Origin of the sequence: Flavobacterium sp. KACC 22763 (genome assembly GCF_028736155.1) — a bacterium.
Taxonomy (GTDB): Bacteria; Bacteroidota; Bacteroidia; order Flavobacteriales; family Flavobacteriaceae; genus Flavobacterium.
Map to the genome: position 1 here is coordinate 1,235,657 of NZ_CP117879.1, position 18,054 is coordinate 1,253,710.

General features: G+C 32.8%; 18 protein-coding genes. 7 read left to right on the forward strand and 11 right to left on the reverse strand.

Translation table 11 applies throughout. The features are described from left to right. Nucleotides 1–63: 63 nt before the first annotated feature. Nucleotides 64–2,400, forward strand: coding sequence for an ATP-dependent helicase (locus PQ463_RS05330; RefSeq protein WP_274256663.1), 2,337 nt, complete (start codon nt 64–66; stop codon nt 2,398–2,400). 90 nt (nt 2,401–2,490) lie between these two features. Further along, nucleotides 2,491–3,111 (forward strand): L-threonylcarbamoyladenylate synthase, encoded by a 621-nt coding sequence (locus tag PQ463_RS05335; RefSeq protein ID WP_274256664.1) that lies wholly within the window; start codon nt 2,491–2,493, stop codon nt 3,109–3,111. Nucleotides 3,112–3,290: 179 nt separating this feature from the next. Here PQ463_RS05335 and PQ463_RS05340 read toward each other — a convergent pair whose 3' ends face one another. The 3 genes from PQ463_RS05340 to PQ463_RS05350 are packed head-to-tail and all read right to left on the reverse strand — an operon-like array spanning nt 3,291 to nt 5,654. Next, nucleotides 3,291–4,124 (reverse strand): OmpA/MotB family protein, encoded by an 834-nt coding sequence (locus PQ463_RS05340; RefSeq protein WP_111424856.1) that lies wholly within the window; start codon nt 4,122–4,124, stop codon nt 3,291–3,293. A 33-nt stretch (nt 4,125–4,157) separates the two neighbouring features. Beyond that, nucleotides 4,158–5,177, reverse strand: coding sequence for a glycosyltransferase family 2 protein (locus tag PQ463_RS05345; protein WP_274256665.1), 1,020 nt, complete (start codon nt 5,175–5,177; stop codon nt 4,158–4,160). Nucleotides 5,178–5,201: 24 nt separating this feature from the next. Further along, a complete protein-coding gene (locus PQ463_RS05350) occupies nt 5,202–5,654 on the reverse strand; it encodes a type I restriction enzyme HsdR N-terminal domain-containing protein (protein ID WP_274256666.1) in 453 nt (150 codons plus the stop codon). 93 nt (nt 5,655–5,747) lie between these two features. On the opposite strand from PQ463_RS05350, the gene holA reads away from it, so the two are divergent. The 4 genes from holA to ettA all read left to right on the forward strand — a co-directional run bounded on the left by holA (nt 5,748) and on the right by ettA (nt 9,165). Further along, entirely contained in the window at nt 5,748–6,752 is a 1,005-nt protein-coding gene (gene holA, locus PQ463_RS05355; RefSeq protein ID WP_274256667.1) for a DNA polymerase III subunit delta, read from the forward strand. Nucleotides 6,753–6,813: 61 nt separating this feature from the next. Further along, the gene (locus PQ463_RS05360; protein WP_035643908.1) at nt 6,814–6,996 is read left to right on the forward strand and encodes a CAL67264 family membrane protein; all 183 of its coding nucleotides are present in this window, start codon (nt 6,814–6,816) and stop codon (nt 6,994–6,996) included. A 35-nt stretch (nt 6,997–7,031) separates the two neighbouring features. Beyond that, nucleotides 7,032–7,421 carry a four helix bundle protein gene (locus PQ463_RS05365; RefSeq protein ID WP_274256668.1) on the forward strand — a complete coding sequence of 130 codons (390 nt, stop codon included), beginning with the start codon at nt 7,032–7,034 and terminating at the stop codon, nt 7,419–7,421. 52 nt (nt 7,422–7,473) lie between these two features. After that, on the forward strand, nt 7,474–9,165 hold the full coding sequence (gene ettA, locus PQ463_RS05370; RefSeq protein WP_274256669.1) for an energy-dependent translational throttle protein EttA: 1,692 nt from the start codon (nt 7,474–7,476) through the stop codon (nt 9,163–9,165). A gap of 100 nt (nt 9,166–9,265) precedes the next feature. On the opposite strand, the gene PQ463_RS05375 is transcribed toward ettA, so the two are convergent. From PQ463_RS05375 to PQ463_RS05385, 3 genes are all read right to left on the reverse strand, one after another. Then, nucleotides 9,266–9,709, reverse strand: coding sequence for a thiol-disulfide oxidoreductase DCC family protein (locus PQ463_RS05375; protein WP_274256670.1), 444 nt, complete (start codon nt 9,707–9,709; stop codon nt 9,266–9,268). A gap of 13 nt (nt 9,710–9,722) precedes the next feature. Next, nucleotides 9,723–10,028 carry a GIY-YIG nuclease family protein gene (locus PQ463_RS05380; RefSeq protein ID WP_274256671.1) on the reverse strand — a complete coding sequence of 102 codons (306 nt, stop codon included), beginning with the start codon at nt 10,026–10,028 and terminating at the stop codon, nt 9,723–9,725. A 321-nt stretch (nt 10,029–10,349) separates the two neighbouring features. Next, on the reverse strand, nt 10,350–12,515 hold the full coding sequence (locus tag PQ463_RS05385; RefSeq protein WP_274256672.1) for an endonuclease MutS2: 2,166 nt from the start codon (nt 12,513–12,515) through the stop codon (nt 10,350–10,352). A gap of 112 nt (nt 12,516–12,627) precedes the next feature. Here PQ463_RS05385 and PQ463_RS05390 point away from each other — a divergent pair, with 112 nt between their 5' ends. Next, nucleotides 12,628–13,296 carry a uracil-DNA glycosylase gene (locus PQ463_RS05390; RefSeq protein WP_274256674.1) on the forward strand — a complete coding sequence of 223 codons (669 nt, stop codon included), beginning with the start codon at nt 12,628–12,630 and terminating at the stop codon, nt 13,294–13,296. A gap of 130 nt (nt 13,297–13,426) precedes the next feature. Here the strand turns inward: PQ463_RS05390 and PQ463_RS05395 are convergent, their stop codons facing one another. From PQ463_RS05395 to porX, 5 genes are all read right to left on the reverse strand, one after another. Next, nucleotides 13,427–13,801: a DUF4258 domain-containing protein gene (locus PQ463_RS05395; protein WP_274256675.1), complete on the reverse strand. Its 375-nt coding sequence runs from the start codon at nt 13,799–13,801 to the stop codon at nt 13,427–13,429. Between the two features lie 36 nt (nt 13,802–13,837). After that, nucleotides 13,838–15,037, reverse strand: coding sequence for an alanine dehydrogenase (locus PQ463_RS05400; protein ID WP_274256676.1), 1,200 nt, complete (start codon nt 15,035–15,037; stop codon nt 13,838–13,840). Between the two features lie 98 nt (nt 15,038–15,135). After that, nucleotides 15,136–15,693, reverse strand: coding sequence for a hypothetical protein (locus PQ463_RS05405; protein WP_274256677.1), 558 nt, complete (start codon nt 15,691–15,693; stop codon nt 15,136–15,138). A 21-nt stretch (nt 15,694–15,714) separates the two neighbouring features. Beyond that, entirely contained in the window at nt 15,715–16,122 is a 408-nt protein-coding gene (tsaE, locus tag PQ463_RS05410) for a tRNA (adenosine(37)-N6)-threonylcarbamoyltransferase complex ATPase subunit type 1 TsaE (protein WP_274256678.1), read from the reverse strand. Nucleotides 16,123–16,284: 162 nt separating this feature from the next. Then, nucleotides 16,285–17,838: a T9SS response regulator signal transducer PorX gene (gene porX / locus PQ463_RS05415; RefSeq protein ID WP_274256679.1), complete on the reverse strand. Its 1,554-nt coding sequence runs from the start codon at nt 17,836–17,838 to the stop codon at nt 16,285–16,287. Nucleotides 17,839–18,054 lie beyond the last annotated feature (216 nt).

Consider the following 18,054-nt stretch of genomic DNA (forward strand, 5'->3'; position numbering starts at 1 on the left):
GTCTCAGTATCTTAGGAACTTTCTCTTTAAATTCTTATTTTTGCCTAAAAGGAGATAAATTACATGCAGAAATATATTGACCAGCTCAACGAAGCGCAGAGAGCGCCTGTTTTACAAAAAGACGGGCCAATGATTATTATTGCTGGTGCAGGTTCGGGAAAGACCCGTGTTTTGACGATTAGAATTGCTTATTTGATGCATCAGGGAATTGATGCATTTAATATTTTGTCGCTGACTTTTACCAATAAAGCGGCAAGAGAAATGAAGCATAGAATTTCGGATATTGTAGGAGCCTCTGAAGCTAAGAATCTTTGGATGGGAACTTTTCACTCGATATTTGCTCGTATTCTTCGTGCAGAATCTGAACTTTTAGGATATCCTTCCAATTTTACCATTTACGATTCTCAGGATTCGGCGCGTCTAATTTCTTCGATTATCAAAGAAATGCAGCTGGATCGTGATATTTATAAACCAAAACAGGTTTTAGGACGTATATCAAGTTATAAGAATAGCTTGATTACGGTAAAAGCGTACTTTAATAATCCTGAATTGCAGGAGGCCGATGCAATGGCCAAAAAGCCTAGATTGGGAGAAATCTATCAGCAATATGTGGAGCGCTGTTTTAAAGCCGGAGCAATGGATTTTGATGATTTGTTGTTGAAAACCAACGAATTATTGACTCGTTTTCCAGAGGTTTTGGCAAAATATCAAAATCGTTTCCGCTACATTCTGGTTGATGAGTACCAAGATACGAACCATTCTCAGTATTTGATTGTTAGGGCTTTGTCTGATAAATTTCAGAATATTTGTGTGGTTGGAGATGATGCGCAGAGTATTTATGCTTTCCGTGGAGCGAATATCAATAACATTTTGAATTTCCAGAAAGATTATGAAGGGGTAGTAATGTATCGTTTAGAGCAGAATTACCGCTCGACACGTAATATTGTGGAAGCGGCAAATACGGTTATGGAGCATAATAAAACCAAGCTGGATAAAGTAGTTTGGACGGCCAATGAGTTTGGTCCGAGAATAAAAGTGCACCGAAGTTTGACAGATGCCGAAGAAGGCCGTTTTGTAGCAAGCACGATTTTTGAACAGAAAATGCAGAATCAGCTTCATAATGGGGCTTTTGCGATTTTATATAGAACCAACGCGCAGTCGCGTGCTATGGAGGACGCGTTGAGAAAACGTGATATTCCGTATAGAATTTATGGCGGATTGTCATTCTATCAGCGTAAAGAGATTAAAGACGTTTTATGCTATTTGCGTTTGGTTCTGAATCCAAAAGATGAAGAAGCTTTGATTCGTGTGATCAATTATCCAGCTCGTGGAATTGGAGATACAACGGTTGAAAAACTAACGATTGCGGCAAATCATTACAAACGTTCGATTTGGGAAGTAATGGTCAATATCGATAAAATCGATTTGAAGCTGAATGCTGGTACTAAAAATAAGCTGAAAGATTTTGTGACAATGATTCAGAGTTTTCAGGTTATTGATCAAAATCAGGATGCTTTTTATTTGACAGATCACGTTGCAAAGAAAACTGGTTTGGTTCAGGAATTAAAGAAAGATGCAACTCCTGAAGGAATGGCAAAGATTCAGAATATCGAAGAGCTTTTAAACGGTATTAAAGATTTTACTGAAGGACAGAGAGAAATTGACGGAGCAAGAGGTGCGCTTTCTGAATTTATGGAAGATGTAGCTCTGGCAACAGATTTGGATAAAGATACGAATGATGAAGATCGTGTTGCTTTGATGACTATTCACTTAGCAAAAGGATTGGAGTTTCCGCACGTATTTGTGGTGGGAATGGAAGAAGATTTGTTTCCGAGTGCCATGAGTATGAGTACAAGAAGTGAGCTAGAAGAAGAGCGTCGATTATTTTATGTAGCGTTAACTCGTGCAGAACATCAGGCTTATTTGACTTATGCTCAGTCTCGTTACCGTTGGGGAAAACTAACAGATAGTGAACCATCTCGTTTTATTGAAGAAATTGAAGATCAGTATTTAGAATATTTAACACCTGCAGAAACCAATTATCGCTATAAATCTCCAATTGATGGTGATATTTTTGGCGATGTAGACAAGTCAAAATTAAGATTAAACAAACCTGTTGGCGGAACTCCTCCAAAGCATATTACAGACAATAGTCCAAAGCCTGATTTAAATATCAGAAAACTTAAACCAGTTTCTGGAAATGCGCCAAGTAATGGGAATTCGAATTTATTTGACAGTAAACTGACTGTTGGAAATGTCGTTATGCATGAACGTTTTGGGAAAGGTGAAGTGATTAATCTTGAAGGTGTTGGAGCAGACAGAAAAGCAGAAATTAAATTTGAAGTGGGCGGAATCAAGAAATTGTTGTTAAGATTTGCTAAATTAGATGTCGTAGGATAAAAAAATATGTTTCAAGTTTCAGGTTTCACGTTATAAGAAGCAATCTGAAACCTGAAACCTGAAACTTGAAACAAAATAAACTAAAAAATCATGGCAGAATTTATAAAAATATACCCAGATAAACCTAGTGAAGCTGCAATTGCAAAAGTTGTAAAAGTGCTTCAGAATGGAGGTTTGGTAATTTATCCAACAGATACTGTTTATGGTTTAGGTTGTGATATTACCAATTCGCGTGCATTAGAAAAAATTGCAAAAATAAAGGGAGTAAAGTTAGAGAAAGCCAATTTCTCTTTTATCTGTCACGACTTAAGTAATCTGTCAGATTATGTACGCCAGATCGATACATCTACGTTTAAGATATTAAAAAGGGCACTACCTGGGCCTTATACTTTCATTTTGCCAGGAAATAATAATTTGCCAAAAGAGTTTAAAAAGAAAACCACTGTTGGTATTCGTGTTCCTGATAATAATATTATTTTAGAAATTGTTCGCCAGTTAGGAAATCCTGTAGTTTCGACTTCTATTCGAGATGATGATGATGTAATAGAATACACTACAGATCCAGAATTGATTTTTGAAAAATGGCAGCATTTGGTTGATATGGTAATAGATGGTGGCTATGGAGATAATGTGGGGTCAACAATTATAGATCTTTCTGAACATGAGCCAATTATAGTAAGAGAAGGTAAGGGTGATATTGATATTTTGTAAAAAAATACACTAAAAGCGTAAAATGCAAAAAATAATGAGTAACTTTATTATGTTAAAATTTAGTTAGTTACTTAAAAATAATGTTATTCTTAATTTGCGTTAAAAAAAATAAGAATACAAAAGCAAAAAGCAGGTCAAACGACCTGCTTTTTCTGTTTTTATAGTATGTAAAACAAGAATTATTTCGCTTGTTTTTTCATCTCTTTTTCAATCATATCATAGAATTGATCGATTTTTGGCATAACTACGATACGAGTTCTTCTGTTACGAGCTTTGTTCTCAGCAGAATCATTAGCAACTAATGGTACGTAAGAGCTTCTACCAGCAGCAATTAATTTAGCTGGGTTAACTCCAAGGTCGTTTGTTAATACACGAACGATAGAAGTAGAACGTTTAACACTTAAATCCCAGTTGTCTAAGATAATTCCGTTGCTTTTGTAAGGAACGTCATCTGTGTGTCCTTCAACCATACACTCAAAATCAGGTTTGTCGTTTACAACTTTAGCAACTTTAGCTAATACAGATTTAGCTTTATCACTTACGTCGTAGCTTCCGCTTTTGAATAATAATTTATCAGCGATAGAGATAAATACAACTCCTTTTTCAACATTGATTTCGATGTCTGGATCATTGATACCTACAGCGCCTTTCAAGCTTGTAACTAATGCTAAAGTTACACTGTCTTTTTTAGTTAAAGCATCTTGAAGTCTAGAGATTTTCAAATCTTTTTCTTTTAAACTTTCAAGAGATTTTTCAAGGTTTTCAGCACCTTTAGTAGTTAAGATAGTTAAATCTTTAGAACTATTGATTAAATCTTGATTATGTTGTTTGTAGCTTTCAGCTGTAGCAGCTAATCCAGCTTTTTCTTCTAAGCACGTATTTAATTTTACAGTACATGAGTTTAACAAATCTTGAGTTTCTTTGTTTTTAGCTTCCAACTCAGCATATTTCTTTTTAGAAACACATGATGTTAGAGCCATTAATACTGATAGTGCGATAACTATTTTTCTCATAAATTTAATTTTAATTAGACTTGAATTACAAATTTAGTTTTTAATATTTTGAATACTGTTAAAGATTTCTTTAAATAAGGCCAATTTTCTTATATAGTAAAGGAAAACGACACTTTTTACCATATAGTATTGCTGAATTTGAAAATCTTTTCGTTTCCCGAGATATTTTAAAGATAAGCAATAAAATGAAAAATGTGCTTTTAAAATGGCAAAAGTATGGGCAAACTTGCCTTGTGTAAGAAAACGGATGCCAGCAATACCATCTAAAACCATACGGAAGAATATCACCCAGAATAATCCTCTTTTTGGCAGATTTTTGACCATCATTAATAATGAATTTCTAAAATTCAAATACGTTTTCTTAGGATTCCCTTGTTGTAGTGTTGCACCACCAACATGGTAAACAACAGATTGAGAATTGTATTTTATAATATGTCCTTCATTTGCAGCTCTCCAGCATAAATCTATTTCTTCTTGATGTGCAAAGAAGCTTTCGTCAAAACCTCCTAATTCGTGATAGACTTTTTTTCTTATAAAGAAGCAAGCGCCAGAAGCCCAGAACAATTCAATGTTATCATCATATTGTCCGTTATCTTTTTCGATGGTTTCAAATACTCTTCCTCTGCAGAAAGGAAAACCATATTTATCAATAAAACCACCCGCAGCTCCAGCATATTCAAAATATTCCTTATTCTTAAAATCAAGAATTTTTGGCTGAATAATGGCGGTTTGTTTTTCTTTTTCGAAAGTTTCAAGAATGGGTTTAAGCCAGTTCTGGGTAACTTCGATATCTGAATTTACTAAAGCGTAAATTTCTGCATCTATATGTTGTAGGGCATCATTATAGCCTTTTGCAAAACCATGATTGCCTGTGTTTTTTACAATTTTAACCGTAGGGAAATTTTGTTGGACGAATTCTACAGAGTTATCCGTAGAGTCATTATCAGCAACGTAAATTGTTGCTCCTTCTGAAAACTGAATAACAGATGGTAAAAATTGCTCCAGCAATTTTACTCCGTTCCAATTTAAAATGACAACTGCTATTTTATCCAAAAGTACTTAATTATTTATTCTTTGTTAATGGTTTTCTTTATAGTCAGGAAGGTTTCTTAAAAACTCATATCGTTCGTTTTCAAAATCCATTTGACAATAAAAGTGGTTCAGTCCGTTTGTGACATTCAAAAACCGTGCCTGCATTGTCATATTGTAACGGGCAATTTGATCAAAAGTTGCCTGCGAGATTTTAACTTCAGGTGCTTTACACTCTACTAATATATGTATAGAGCCATCTGAGTTAAATACTACTACATCGTATCGTTTTCGTAATCCGTTGACAGTTAAAACTTTCTCTACGTTAATAAGTGATTTTGGATATTTTTTTTCATGCATCAAAAAATGAACTACATGTTGACGAACCCATTCTTCTGGCGTGAGAATTATAAATTTTTTCCTGATTTCATCAAAAATAGACACTTTATTTTCGCTATTTTTGAATCGGAAAGTGTAAGCTGGGAAATTTAGTTTAAGCATAAAGCAAAAATAAAAAATAGTTTCAGGTTTCAAGTTTAAAGTTTCAAGTTTTGAAGCAGAACTTGAAACTTTAAACGTGAAACAAAAGATTGAATGGACGAAGTAGTAAAAATTGTTAATGATATAAAAGCCGGAGATATAAAACCGATTTATTTTTTAATGGGCGAAGAGCCTTATTATATAGATAAATTGTCTGAATACATTGAACAGAATGTATTAGCTGAAGAAGAGAAAGGTTTTAATCAGACAGTTTTATACGGAAGAGATGTTTCTGTAGATGATATTATTTCAACGGCCAAGCGCTATCCTATGATGGCTGAACGTCAAGTTGTTATAGTGAAAGAAGCGCAGGATTTATCCAGAACAATTGATAAAATTGAATCTTATGTAGATAATCCTATGCAAACAACCGTTTTGGTTTTTTGCTATAAATATAAAACACTTGATAAACGTAAAAAGGTTACCAAATTATTAGCTCAGAAAGGTGTTGTTTACGAGAGTAAAAAACTATACGAAAATCAAGTAGGAGATTGGATCAAACGTGTTTTGGCTGGAAAAAAATATACTATTGATCCTAAAGCTAATGCCATGTTGGTTGAGTTTTTAGGTACAGATTTGAGTAAAATTAATAACGAGCTTGAAAAACTGCAGATTATTTTACCTCAAGGAACCATGATTACGGCGGAACATATTGAAGAAAATATTGGTTTTAGTAAAGATTACAATGTTTTTGAACTCAGAAAAGCAATTGGAGAACGCAATCAGTTGAAAGCGTATAAGATAGCAGAAAATTTTGCTCACAATCCAAAAGAATATCCTTTGGTTATGACGACTGGTTTGGTATTTGGTTTTTTTGTTCAGCTTTTAAAATATCATGGGTTAAAAGATAAAAGCGCTAAAAATGTGGCAACAGCGCTCGGAGTTAATCCGTATTTCTTAAAAGAGTATGATTTGGCTGTAAAAAATTATCCAATGCGAAAAGTAAGTCAAATTGTTGGTGCTTTACGTGATATTGATGTTAAGAGTAAAGGTGTGGGAGCTAATGCTTTACCTCAATCTGATTTGTTAAAAGAAATGCTGTATAAAATTTTTAATTAAGCCGTTAAAATTCACGATATTTGCCTTTCTAAAAATCTTGCATTAAAATATTTATAAAACTATGGGAATGAATAAAAATACCATTTTAGGATGGGCTACTTTAATAATGGTGCTTATGGGATTGTTGCTTATAGGTCTTGGAATCTTTAGGTACAGTGATGTTTCAGGCTGGGGATTTGCTGCTGTTGGAGTTGGTTTTTTTGCAAATGCCTGGGTGTTCAATGCTTTAAAAGGAAGAGTTTAAAGTGTTTTGTAATTTATAGTTTATAGTTTGTTGTTATGGCAAAAATAAATAGGTTTGAAGATTTAGAAATTTGGCAAAAAGCCAGAGAATTATGCCAATATGTCGAATTATTGATTCAGACTACAATTTTAAAAACAAATTATTCACTCAAAGACCAAATCGATCGAAGTTCAGGATCAATAATGGATAATATAGCAGAAGGTTTTGAAAGAAATGGGAACAGAGAATTTTTACAATTTTTAAGTATTGCAAAGGGTTCAGCAGGAGAAGTAAAATCACAATCTTACAGAGCTTTTGATAAAAAATTGATTTCAGAAGAGCAGCACTTGAAATTAAATGAAATGGCTCAAATAGAAAAAAATAAGATAGGAGCAATGATGAATTATTTAAGAAATTGTGAGTTCAAGGGGCTTAAATTCAAGTGATTCAACAATAAACAATAAACAAAAAACAATAAACAAAAAATAATAACATAATATGTCAGACGATAAGAAAGTAATTTTCTCAATGCAGAAATTGAGTAAAACCTATCAAGGAGCAGACAAACCAGTTCTTAAGAATATTTACCTTAGTTTCTTTTATGGTGCTAAGATTGGTATTTTAGGACTTAACGGTTCTGGAAAATCTTCACTTTTAAAAATTATTGCAGGAGTTGATAAAAATTATCAGGGAGATGTAGTTTTTCAACCAGGCTATACGGTTGGATACTTGGAGCAAGAGCCAATTCTTGATGATTCTAAAACAGTTATCGAAATTGTTCGTGAAGGAGCTGCAGAAACGATGGCAGTTTTAGAAGAGTACAATCAAATTAATGATTTGTTTGGTCTTGAAGAAAATTACTCAGATCCAGATAAAATGGATAAATTGATGGACCGTCAAGCAGCATTGCAAGATAAAATTGATGCTCTTGGTGCTTGGGAAATCGATACTAAATTAGAAATCGCAATGGATGCATTGCGTACGCCTGAAGGTGATACGCCAATTAAAAACCTTTCAGGAGGAGAGCGTCGTCGTGTAGCTTTATGCCGTTTGCTATTGCAACAGCCAGATGTATTGTTACTAGATGAGCCTACCAACCACCTTGATGCTGAGTCGGTTTTATGGTTAGAGCAGCACTTAGCGCAATATTCAGGAACTGTAATTGCTGTAACGCACGACCGTTATTTCTTAGATAATGTGGCAGGCTGGATTCTTGAGTTGGATAGAGGAGAAGGTATTCCATGGAAAGGAAATTATTCTTCTTGGTTGGATCAAAAATCAAACCGTTTGGCTCAAGAAGAAAAAGTGGCTTCTAAACGTAGAAAAACTTTAGAGCGTGAGTTGGAGTGGGTTCGTCAAGGAGCAAAAGGTCGCCAGACAAAACAAAAAGCGCGTTTACAGAACTACGACAAATTATTGAATGAAGATCAAAAACAATTGGATGAGAAACTAGAGATTTATATTCCAAATGGTCCTCGTTTAGGAACAAATGTTATTGAAGCTAAAAATGTTGCTAAAGCTTTTGGCGATAAATTATTGTATGACAATTTGAATTTTACTTTGCCACAAGCTGGTATTGTTGGAATTATTGGGCCAAACGGTGCTGGTAAATCGACTATTTTCAAAATGATTATGGGAGAGCAAGCTACTGACAGCGGGGAATTTTCAGTTGGAGACACAGTAAAAATTGCTTACGTAGATCAGTCACACGCGAACATTGATCCGAATAAATCAATCTGGGAGAATTTTGCCGATGGTCAGGAATTGATTATGATGGGGGGAAAGCAAGTTAACTCGAGAGCTTACTTATCACGTTTCAACTTTGGTGGTGGAGAGCAAAACAAAAAAGTTTCAATGCTTTCAGGTGGAGAACGTAACCGTTTACACTTAGCAATGACATTGAAAGAAGAAGGAAACGTGCTTTTACTGGATGAGCCTACGAATGACCTTGACGTAAATACACTTCGTGCACTTGAAGAAGGTTTGGAGAATTTTGCTGGTTGTGCTGTAATTATTTCTCACGACAGATGGTTCTTGGATAGAATTTGTACACACATTTTAGCTTTTGAAGGAGATTCTGAAGTTTATTTCTTTGAAGGAAGTTTTACTGAATACGAAGAAAACAAAAAGAAACGTCTAGGTAATGACTTAACCCCAAAACGTATTAAATACAGAAAATTAATCAGATAAGAGTCTGAAATTTTTAAATATAAAAAATCCCAAATTCCAATTTAAGTGAATTTGGGATTCTTGTTTTTATTAGGTTTTTCTGTTTTATTTGTCATTTTTCTTAAAGAAATTTAGCTTTCAACTCCGGAGTTGGAATCATGCAGCTTTCTTTCTTTCCATACCAATTGTATCTGTTCTTTGCAACATAATCATAAATTCTATCGCTGATAAAAATGGGTACAATTCTAAAAATCGGAGTCAGTTTCCAAAGTCCTCCAAAATTTTTAGCAATTTCAATAATCGCTGAAGATTTATAAAAGTAAGCTGTTTTTGGATCATACAAAATAATGCTGTCCATTTTAGAAAAGCTGATTCCCAAATGTTTACAGATTAAAACACCCAAATCTGATTGCAATGAAACAAATCTGAAAATGTCTTTTTTGTCATGGTTTATAATAAATTGTACAGCAGAACTGCACAGGTTACAAACTCCGTCAAAAAGAACTATTTTTTTGTTTTTTGCAGTCATTGCGAGGTACGAAGCAATCTCACGATGTTTTTCCATTACAATTTTATTGTTATATAGTCATTATATTTTCAATTTCATCAAATAGATCTTCCCATTTTGGATTTATAGAACGGATTAAATTATTTTTAGCTTCTCTAGATCCCGCCTTTATTTGTTTTTCCCTTGCAATTGCATCCTCAATCCATTGAAATTGTTCGTAGTAAACTAGAATGTTGAGATTGTATTTTGCTGAAAATGATTTAGGATATTTTTTGTTTTTATGTTCTAAGATTCTTTTGGGAAGATTTGATGTTACTCCAACATACACGACTGTTTGATATTTGTTTGTTATAATATATACAAATCCTGGTTTCATATTTTCTTTTTTAAGTTTTGTTAATTTGAAGAGCAACCATACTTAGTGTGATTGCTTCGTTCCTCGCAATGACAAAACTAGCGAAAATATAATTTGTAAGTTTTTTATTATTTATAGATATTGGTTATTTGTTTTTCTTATTTGATAAATTCTATTAATTAAAAACGACTTACATAAATTGTTTTAATTGAGTTTTTGAAAAATAGCGATGTGATTTTATGCGAAAACGAAAATCGTTTCTTAAATCGGCTTATTTTAATTTTGATATTTTTTAACCATTTTTAAAGACTCAAAAGCTATTGTTTTTTGGACTGAGAAAAATTATTTTTTGACAGCTTCTACCAATTCTAGTTCATCGAGATTTACTTTCGAAGTAAAAATACCATAATTGACAGTTGCTTTGTTTTTTTCGATCGAATCGATACTTCCAACAGATCTTCCGTCAAGCATTCTTACTCGGTCACCAACTTTTAAGATTGGTTTTGGTTTTTCGACAACAGGTTTTAGTTTTTTCTCTTTTTTCTCTTTTCGAATTTCCTCAACTTTCACTTGTACTTCAGCCAAAACTTCTTTTTGTTTTTCAACTTTTGCTTTGACTTCTTTTGGAGTTGCTTTTTTTCGTTTCGAATTTTCAATTTCAACAATTTTCAAAAACTCACCAATTAGTTCTTTTTTATTTTTGTTGTTGAAATACTTCTCGGCTATATCATCAATTTTTTGTCCAATATAAATTATCTTTTGATTACTGTCGTACAATTCCTGATAGCTTTCTAATTTCTGTTGGATTCTAGTATTGATGTTTTCCATCTTTTTACTTTCTTCACGAGCACGAGTTTCTTCTTCTTTTAAATTCAAAGAAGTTTTTTCCAACTTCGAACGTTCTTTTTGAAGAGTAGCAATGGTTTTATCAAAACGAACTTTTCCGACTTCAATTTTCTTTTTCGCACGATTAATTAATCCAAACGGAATTCCATTTTTTTGAGCTACCTCAAAAGTAAAAGAACTTCCTGCTTGACCCAAAGCTAATTTATACATGGGTTCAAGAGATTTTTCATCGAACATCATATTGGCATTTGTCGCATAAGGCAATTCGTTTGCCAGAATTTTTAAATTAGAATAATGCGTCGTAATAATACCGAAAGCTTCACGATGATAAAATTCTTCCAAGAAAATTTCAGCCAAAGCTCCTCCAAGTTCAGGATCAGAACCTGTTCCAAACTCATCGATTAAAAACATGGTTTTTTTATTACATTTCTTTAAAAAGTAATTCATGTTTTTTAATCTATAACTATATGTACTTAAATGATTTTCAATAGATTGATTATCTCCAATATCAGTTAAGATTCTGTCAAACAAGAAAGTTTCGCTTCTTTCGTGAACTGGAATCAAAATTCCAGATTGAAGCATTAATTGTAATAGTCCTACCGTTTTTAATGAAATGGTTTTTCCTCCAGCATTTGGTCCAGAAATTACAATAATTCTGTTTTCTTGTTTTAACTCAATGGTTTGCGGATGCGTAACTTCTTTTTTCTGTTTGTTGTTTAAATATAAAATAGGATGATATGCTTCTCTAAAGAATAATCTTCTTTCTTCTGTAATTGTTGGCAAGATTGCATTGATACGATTAGCATATTTTGCTTTACCTGCAACAACATCAATATCGCTTAAAAAATCTTGATATTCAATTAATAAAAGAAGATAAGGACGAATTACGTTTGATAGATTTTTTAAAATTCTTGTAATTTCTTCTTTCTCTTCGTATTCTAAGTTGGCTAATTCTCTCGAATATTTCAAAGTAGCTTCAGGTTCGATATAAGCAATGCTTCCAGTTTTTGAGCTTCCTAAAATAGAACCTTTTACTTTACGACGATACATCGCTAGAACTGCCAAAACTCTACGGTTTTGCACAAAGCTTTCTTTGATGTCGTCCAAATATCCTAAACTATTGTACTGAGTTAGAGCTACACCAAAACTTTGATTCACTTTTCCGCGAACCAGGTTCATGTTCTTGCGAATTCCAGAAAGGGCAGGAGAAGCATTGTCTTTTATTTCTCCGTATTTATCTACAATGGCATCAATTGCAGTTATAATGTCTTTGGTTAATTCTACTCTTGAAGCCCTCGCGTTTAAGTTTGGATAATAATCGTCGAATTTTTTAAGGAAATTTAATAAGACATTTGTTGTAGCAGAAAGATTAGCGATTTTTCTAAAACTTCCTACTTCAAGAAAACTGTCTTCGATGGCAAGAAATTTAATTTCGTGCGTTATGGCGTCAAATCCGTGATTCGGAATGGCGTTATTATTTTGGAAAGAAGACACATACTCTGATGTCTGCATCAGAGATTGCATAAGTTCTTCCTTATCTCTAAATGGTTTTATTTGTAAAGCCTTTTCTTTTCCAATATCGGTATTGCAACCATCAGAAATGGTTTCAAGTACCGTTGGGAATTGTAAATCTTGTAATGTTTTTTCTGTAATAGATATCATTATATATCGTAAGTTGTAAAGATTTCAAAGTTACAAAGTTTTAAAAATTAAATGGCACTAATAATTGGTAGTTTGAATAAAACTTTGCTTTATTTGTAATAAAATTTGTAAAATGAAAATTAATTTAGCTCAAGACTGGCAAGGTGTTTTAAAAGATGAAATAGAGAAACCGTATTTTCAGGAATTAATGACAGCGCTTGATGTTGAATATAAAACGCATACTTGTTACCCTCCTACAGAGTTGATTTTTTCAGCATTTAACAATTGCAGTTTTGATGCTGTAAAGGTTGTTATTATTGGTCAAGATCCTTATCATGGAGAAGGAGAAGCCAATGGATTAAGCTTTTCTGTAAATGATGATATTAAAATACCGCCTTCATTGCGAAATATTTTTAGAGAAATAAACACTGATTTTGATTCGATTTTTATGCCAACTTCTGGTAATCTTGAAAAATGGGCTCAGCAAGGTGTTTTACTTCTTAATGCTTCTTTGACAGTTCGTAAAGATAGTCCAAATAGTCATAAACATTTAAAATGGAATTTATTTACCGATGCTGTTATTAAAGCTATTTCTGATCAGAAAGAAAATGTTGTTTTTCTTTTGTGGGGAAGTTTTGCTCAGAAAAAAGGATTAAAAATCGATCGATCAAAACATTATATTTTAGAATCAGGTCATCCATCGCCAATGAGTGCCAATCAAGGGAAATGGTTTGGAAATAAACATTTTAGCCAAACAAATAATTTTTTAAAATCTAAAGGATTAAAAGAAATTGAATGGTAGTTTTTTTAAGTTGCCAATGTTCTGAGTTACTAAGTGGCAAACGGTGAAATTTTGTGTCTTTGTGACTTTGCGAGAAATGTTTTTATAAAAGAAAACCCAATAACTTGTTTTAATGTTATTGGGTTTCTTTTTATTTTTTTACAATTTCTTCTAAAACGGCTTTGTTTTCGTAATTCACCACTTTTAGAATAATTTCTTGATTTTTTACTGTTTTTCCTTCAATGATATACAATTTTCCTTTGTTGAATGGAACGTTACTTTGGTCAAAATCGACATCACCGTAAGTTAATGTGTTTTTGATATCTGCTGTATCAACCCATTTTTCGTTTAAAGTCTGAACAGCTTTTGGAGAATATTGAAAAGGTTTTGTTCTAAGATTGTTTAAAACTCTGGCATTTGGAAAATAATTGCATCGGGTGTCTTTTCCGATAAAAAATCCTGATACAATAAAACATCCCATAACGAGACCAATCAGGTAATATGCAAAACGGTGTACGAACTTCATGAAATAAAATTTTTGCAAAGGTACATTAAAGTTCCTTTAGAATACAAGTAAATTAATATCGTTATCTGGTAAATCGAACCAATCGCCAATTGCTTTATTTGTTAAGATTCCGTGATAAAGATAAATTCCGTTTTTGAGGCTTTTGTTGCATCGAATGGCACTTTCAATACCACCATCTTCGGCTATCTGATGCAGATAAGGTGTTAAGATGTTACTAATTGATAATGAGGCGGTTTTGGAATATCGTGAAGGAATGTTTGGCACACAATAGTGCAAAACATTGTTTTTTATAAAGGTTGGTTTTTCATGAGTAGTAACTTCTGAAGTTTCAAAACAGCCACCTGTATCAATGCTGACATCAACAATTACAGCACCTTTTTTCATGTGTTCAACCATTGTTTCATTTACCACAATCGGACAACGTTCTTTTCCGCGCATGGCGCCAATTGCTACATCACAGCGTCTTAAAGCTTTTAATAAACCTTTTTGCTGTATGGTAGAAGTGAAAATTCTTTGATTTAAATTGTTTTGTAAACGACGTAATTTTGTAATCGAATTATCAAAAACTTTTACGTTTGCTCCTAATCCAATTGCGGTTTTAGCAGCAAATTCGCCAACAGTTCCAGCGCCAATAATTACAACCTCAGTAGGAGGAACGCCCATAATGTTTCCGAATAAGAGCCCTTTTCCGAACTCGTTTGTAATCATTAATTCGGCTGCAATTAAAATAGAAGCAGTTCCGGCAATTTCGCTTAAAGATTTTACTGCTGGATAAGAACCGTCTTCGTCTTTTATATATTCAAAAGCTAAGGCGGTGATTTTCTTTTTTGCTAAAGCTTCGAAGTATTCTTTCTTTTTGGTTTTTAGCTGAATAGCAGAAATAATAACCGTTTCTGGATTGATCATTTCGATTTCAGTTAAAGTTGGCGGTTCTACTTTTAATAGAAACGGACAGCCAAAAACTCTTTTGGCATCTTTTGTGATTTCTGCACCGGCATCAGCATATTCTTTATCACTATAACTCGAACTTTCTCCAGCACCAGATTCTATCATGACGCGATGCCCTTCATAAGTTAAGGAAGCGACTGCATCAGGCGTAAGACAGATACGACGTTCTTGATAACTTGTTTCTTTAGGGATTCCTATAAAAAGTTCTCTTTTAAAACGACCAACCTCAAGTTTTTCTTCCTGCGGTATTAATTGTTGTTTTGTAAATGGAGTTAACGTGATTGACATGGATAGTGCAAAAAATTAAGAGTACAAATTACGTAAAAAGTTTTAGAAATAGTGTAAAAATTGTGCTAATACTACAAGCCGAATGTTAAAGATTCTGTTTAACACCCAAAATATCGCTTGGGTACATTTACTTTTGTCTGGTACCAATTTTTTGATAATGTCTTTACATAATCTGGGTAATTTGGATCTCCAATAGGATTGTCCTTGCAATTGCATTCAGGTTTCTTTTCGTAGATTATGAACATTTTTTTATATGCTCCCACAATTTTGTAATTATGTATCGATGTTTTTATACAAAACATAATACAATTTTCTGCCTCGCCAATTTCAATATATTCACAAAATTTACTATCAATCAATTGCTTAAGTTTCTGTTTGTCGGAAGTTTTAATCTTTGAAAACAGATTGTTAATGTCATTGCTATTTTTAATGTAATACCTTATGCACTTTCCATCTGCAGGGGCATCGATGCTAAGGCTGTCATTGATAAATTTACTATTTCGATCAATAATACTAACAATCTCTTTACATTTTTCAATTTTAGAAGCTTCCACTTCATCTGATAAAAAATCTGTCGTTATACCTAAAAGAAAGAGAAAAAAAAGTGCAATTAAACCAAAGATAGTGGCAAATAAAATAAGTAATTTTTTCTTCAATGATACTGTTTTAAAATAATCTTAAATCAATTTCAATTCTCTTTTCCCGTCAGAAAGCAATCCGATATTTATAGTAGAATGTTCTTCAGGAATCAAATTTGCAATTTTTTCAGACCATTCAATAAAACACCAATTTCCAGAGTATAGGTAATCATCAACTCCCATATCTAGTGCTTCGGTTTCTTGTTTTATTCTGTAAAAGTCAAAATGATAGACTTTTTTTCCGTTTGGAATTTGATATTCGTTTACTAAAGAAAAAGTTGGACTGCTAGTTGCGTCAGTAATTCCTAGGCTTTTGCATAACTGTTTGATTAGGGTGGTTTTTCCAACTCCCATTTCTCCATTAAAAAGGATAATTTTATTAGGATTTGAAGCTATAATCTGCTCCGCAACTTCTTGAATTTGATCTAATGAAAAAACGATGTTCATTGCTGTGTGTATTTTTGCCACGAATTTCGCAAATTTTCGCGAATTATTTTTATTGCCACAGATTAAAAGATTAAAAAGGATTTTTTAATCAGTGATAATCTGTGAAATCTGTGGCAAAAAATATTTTATTTAATTGTATTCACTGCTGGAAACTGAAAACTCTTATTTCGGGTTAAATACCAGAAATGGAATAATCATTTCTTCTAAAGAAATTCCTCCGTGCTGATATGTGTTTTTGTAATAGCTCACATAATGATTGTAGTTGTTTACATACGCCAAGAAAAAATCATTTTTGGCAAAAATAAACGAGCTGCTCATATTTATGGCTGGTAAACCAATTGTTTTTGGTTCCTTAACTACATATACATCTTTCTGTTCGTAAGTCAAGCTGCGACCAGTTTTGTAACGCAGATTCAGACTTGTATTTTTATCTCCCACAACTTTCGACGGATTTTTTACATTAATAGTTCCGTGATCTGTTGTTAAAATCAATTTGAAACCTAAAAGCTGCGCCTGTTGAATAATCTCTAGTAAAGGAGAATTTTTAAACCAGCTTAATGTTAGAGAACGATACGCTTTATCATCAGAAGCTAATTCTTTTACCACTTCCATTTCGGTTTTCGCATGCGAAAGCATATCAACGAAGTTGTAAACAACGGTTACCAGATCGTTTCCTTTTAGAGCTTTGAAGTTTTCTGCTAGTTTTTTTCCTCCAGCATAATTGGTGATTTTAAAATAATCTTCTTTAATATTTAAACCTAAACGTTTCAGTTGAGCCGATAAAAATTCTGCTTCATAAAGGTTTTTTCCGCCGTCTTCAACATCATTTTTCCAATATTCAGGAAACTGTTTTTCCATTTCTAAAGGCATTAAACCAGAAAAAATCGCATTTCTTGCATATTGTGTGGCAGTTGGAAGAATAGAGTAGTACGGAACCTCTTTTTCTAGTTTGTAATAATTTGAAATTACACCTTCGAAAGCTTTCCATTGGTCGTAACGCAGATTATCAATGACAACAAAAAGAATCGGTTTGTCTTTCTTTTTAAGTTCAGGAACTACTAATTCTTTAAATAAAGTATTTGATTGAATAGGTTTGTCTGCTTTTGGTGCAAACCAATCTTCATAATTTCTTTCAATATATTTTCCGAATTGCGAATTGGCTTCAACTTTTTGAGATTCTAGAATTTCGATCATCGCTGTATCATTGATGTCTTCTAGTTTTAATTCCCAAAAAAGCAATTTTTTATACAGCTCAATCCAGTCTTCATAAGAATTAACCATTGCTAATTCCATGGAAATTTTTCTGAATTCTTTCTGATAATCTAAAGTTGTTTTTTCTGTAATCAATCTCGAATCATCCAGATTTTTCTTCAAACTCAACAGAATCTGATTCGGATTTACTGGCTTAATCAAATAATCAGCGATTTTAGAACCAATGGCTTCTTCCATAATATATTCTTCCTCGCTCTTGGTAATCATAATCATCGGAATAGCAGATTTTTTTTCTTTCATTTCAGAAAGTGTTTCCAATCCGCTCATTCCGGGCATGTTTTCATCCAAAAAAACAATATCAAAATTATCTTCTTCAAATAAGGCAATCGCATCGAGTCCGTTATTGCAAGTCGTAACTTGGTAATTCTTTTTTTCTAGAAATAATATGTGTGGCTTTAGAAGATCGATTTCATCGTCGACCCAAAGTATTTTTATCTTATCCATAAATCAATTTAATTTTACTGCAATTTAAAGTTATAGAACTTAAAAAGTATTAAAAATAGTATAAAATTACCAAAGTTTAGGCATGATTTTAATTTGAATTTTAACATTTTTAGATGTATTTTATTGATAATCATAGCAATTTAGATTATGATTTTTAAATAAAAAACACCAATCTCTTTATAGTTATTTACTTATATTTGTTGACCTAAAAAATAA

Coding starts and splice junctions, on each gene's coding strand:
- PQ463_RS05365 (WP_274256668.1), top strand. CDS start 7,032: ATGGCAAAAATAAATAGGTTTGAAGATTTAGAAATTTGGCAAAAAGCC.
- PQ463_RS05395 (WP_274256675.1), bottom strand. CDS start 13,801: ATGAAGTTCGTACACCGTTTTGCATATTACCTGATTGGTCTCGTTATG.
- PQ463_RS05335 (WP_274256664.1), top strand. CDS start 2,491: ATGGCAGAATTTATAAAAATATACCCAGATAAACCTAGTGAAGCTGCA.
- PQ463_RS05400 (WP_274256676.1), bottom strand. CDS start 15,037: ATGTCAATCACGTTAACTCCATTTACAAAACAACAATTAATACCGCAG.
- PQ463_RS05360 (WP_035643908.1), top strand. CDS start 6,814: ATGGGAATGAATAAAAATACCATTTTAGGATGGGCTACTTTAATAATG.
- tsaE (WP_274256678.1), bottom strand. CDS start 16,122: ATGAACATCGTTTTTTCATTAGATCAAATTCAAGAAGTTGCGGAGCAG.
- holA (WP_274256667.1), top strand. CDS start 5,748: ATGGACGAAGTAGTAAAAATTGTTAATGATATAAAAGCCGGAGATATA.
- porX (WP_274256679.1), bottom strand. CDS start 17,838: ATGGATAAGATAAAAATACTTTGGGTCGACGATGAAATCGATCTTCTA.
- PQ463_RS05350 (WP_274256666.1), bottom strand. CDS start 5,654: ATGCTTAAACTAAATTTCCCAGCTTACACTTTCCGATTCAAAAATAGC.
- PQ463_RS05340 (WP_111424856.1), bottom strand. CDS start 4,124: ATGAGAAAAATAGTTATCGCACTATCAGTATTAATGGCTCTAACATCA.
- PQ463_RS05385 (WP_274256672.1), bottom strand. CDS start 12,515: ATGATATCTATTACAGAAAAAACATTACAAGATTTACAATTCCCAACG.
- ettA (WP_274256669.1), top strand. CDS start 7,474: ATGTCAGACGATAAGAAAGTAATTTTCTCAATGCAGAAATTGAGTAAA.
- PQ463_RS05380 (WP_274256671.1), bottom strand. CDS start 10,028: ATGAAACCAGGATTTGTATATATTATAACAAACAAATATCAAACAGTC.
- PQ463_RS05330 (WP_274256663.1), top strand. CDS start 64: ATGCAGAAATATATTGACCAGCTCAACGAAGCGCAGAGAGCGCCTGTT.
- PQ463_RS05375 (WP_274256670.1), bottom strand. CDS start 9,709: ATGGAAAAACATCGTGAGATTGCTTCGTACCTCGCAATGACTGCAAAA.
- PQ463_RS05390 (WP_274256674.1), top strand. CDS start 12,628: ATGAAAATTAATTTAGCTCAAGACTGGCAAGGTGTTTTAAAAGATGAA.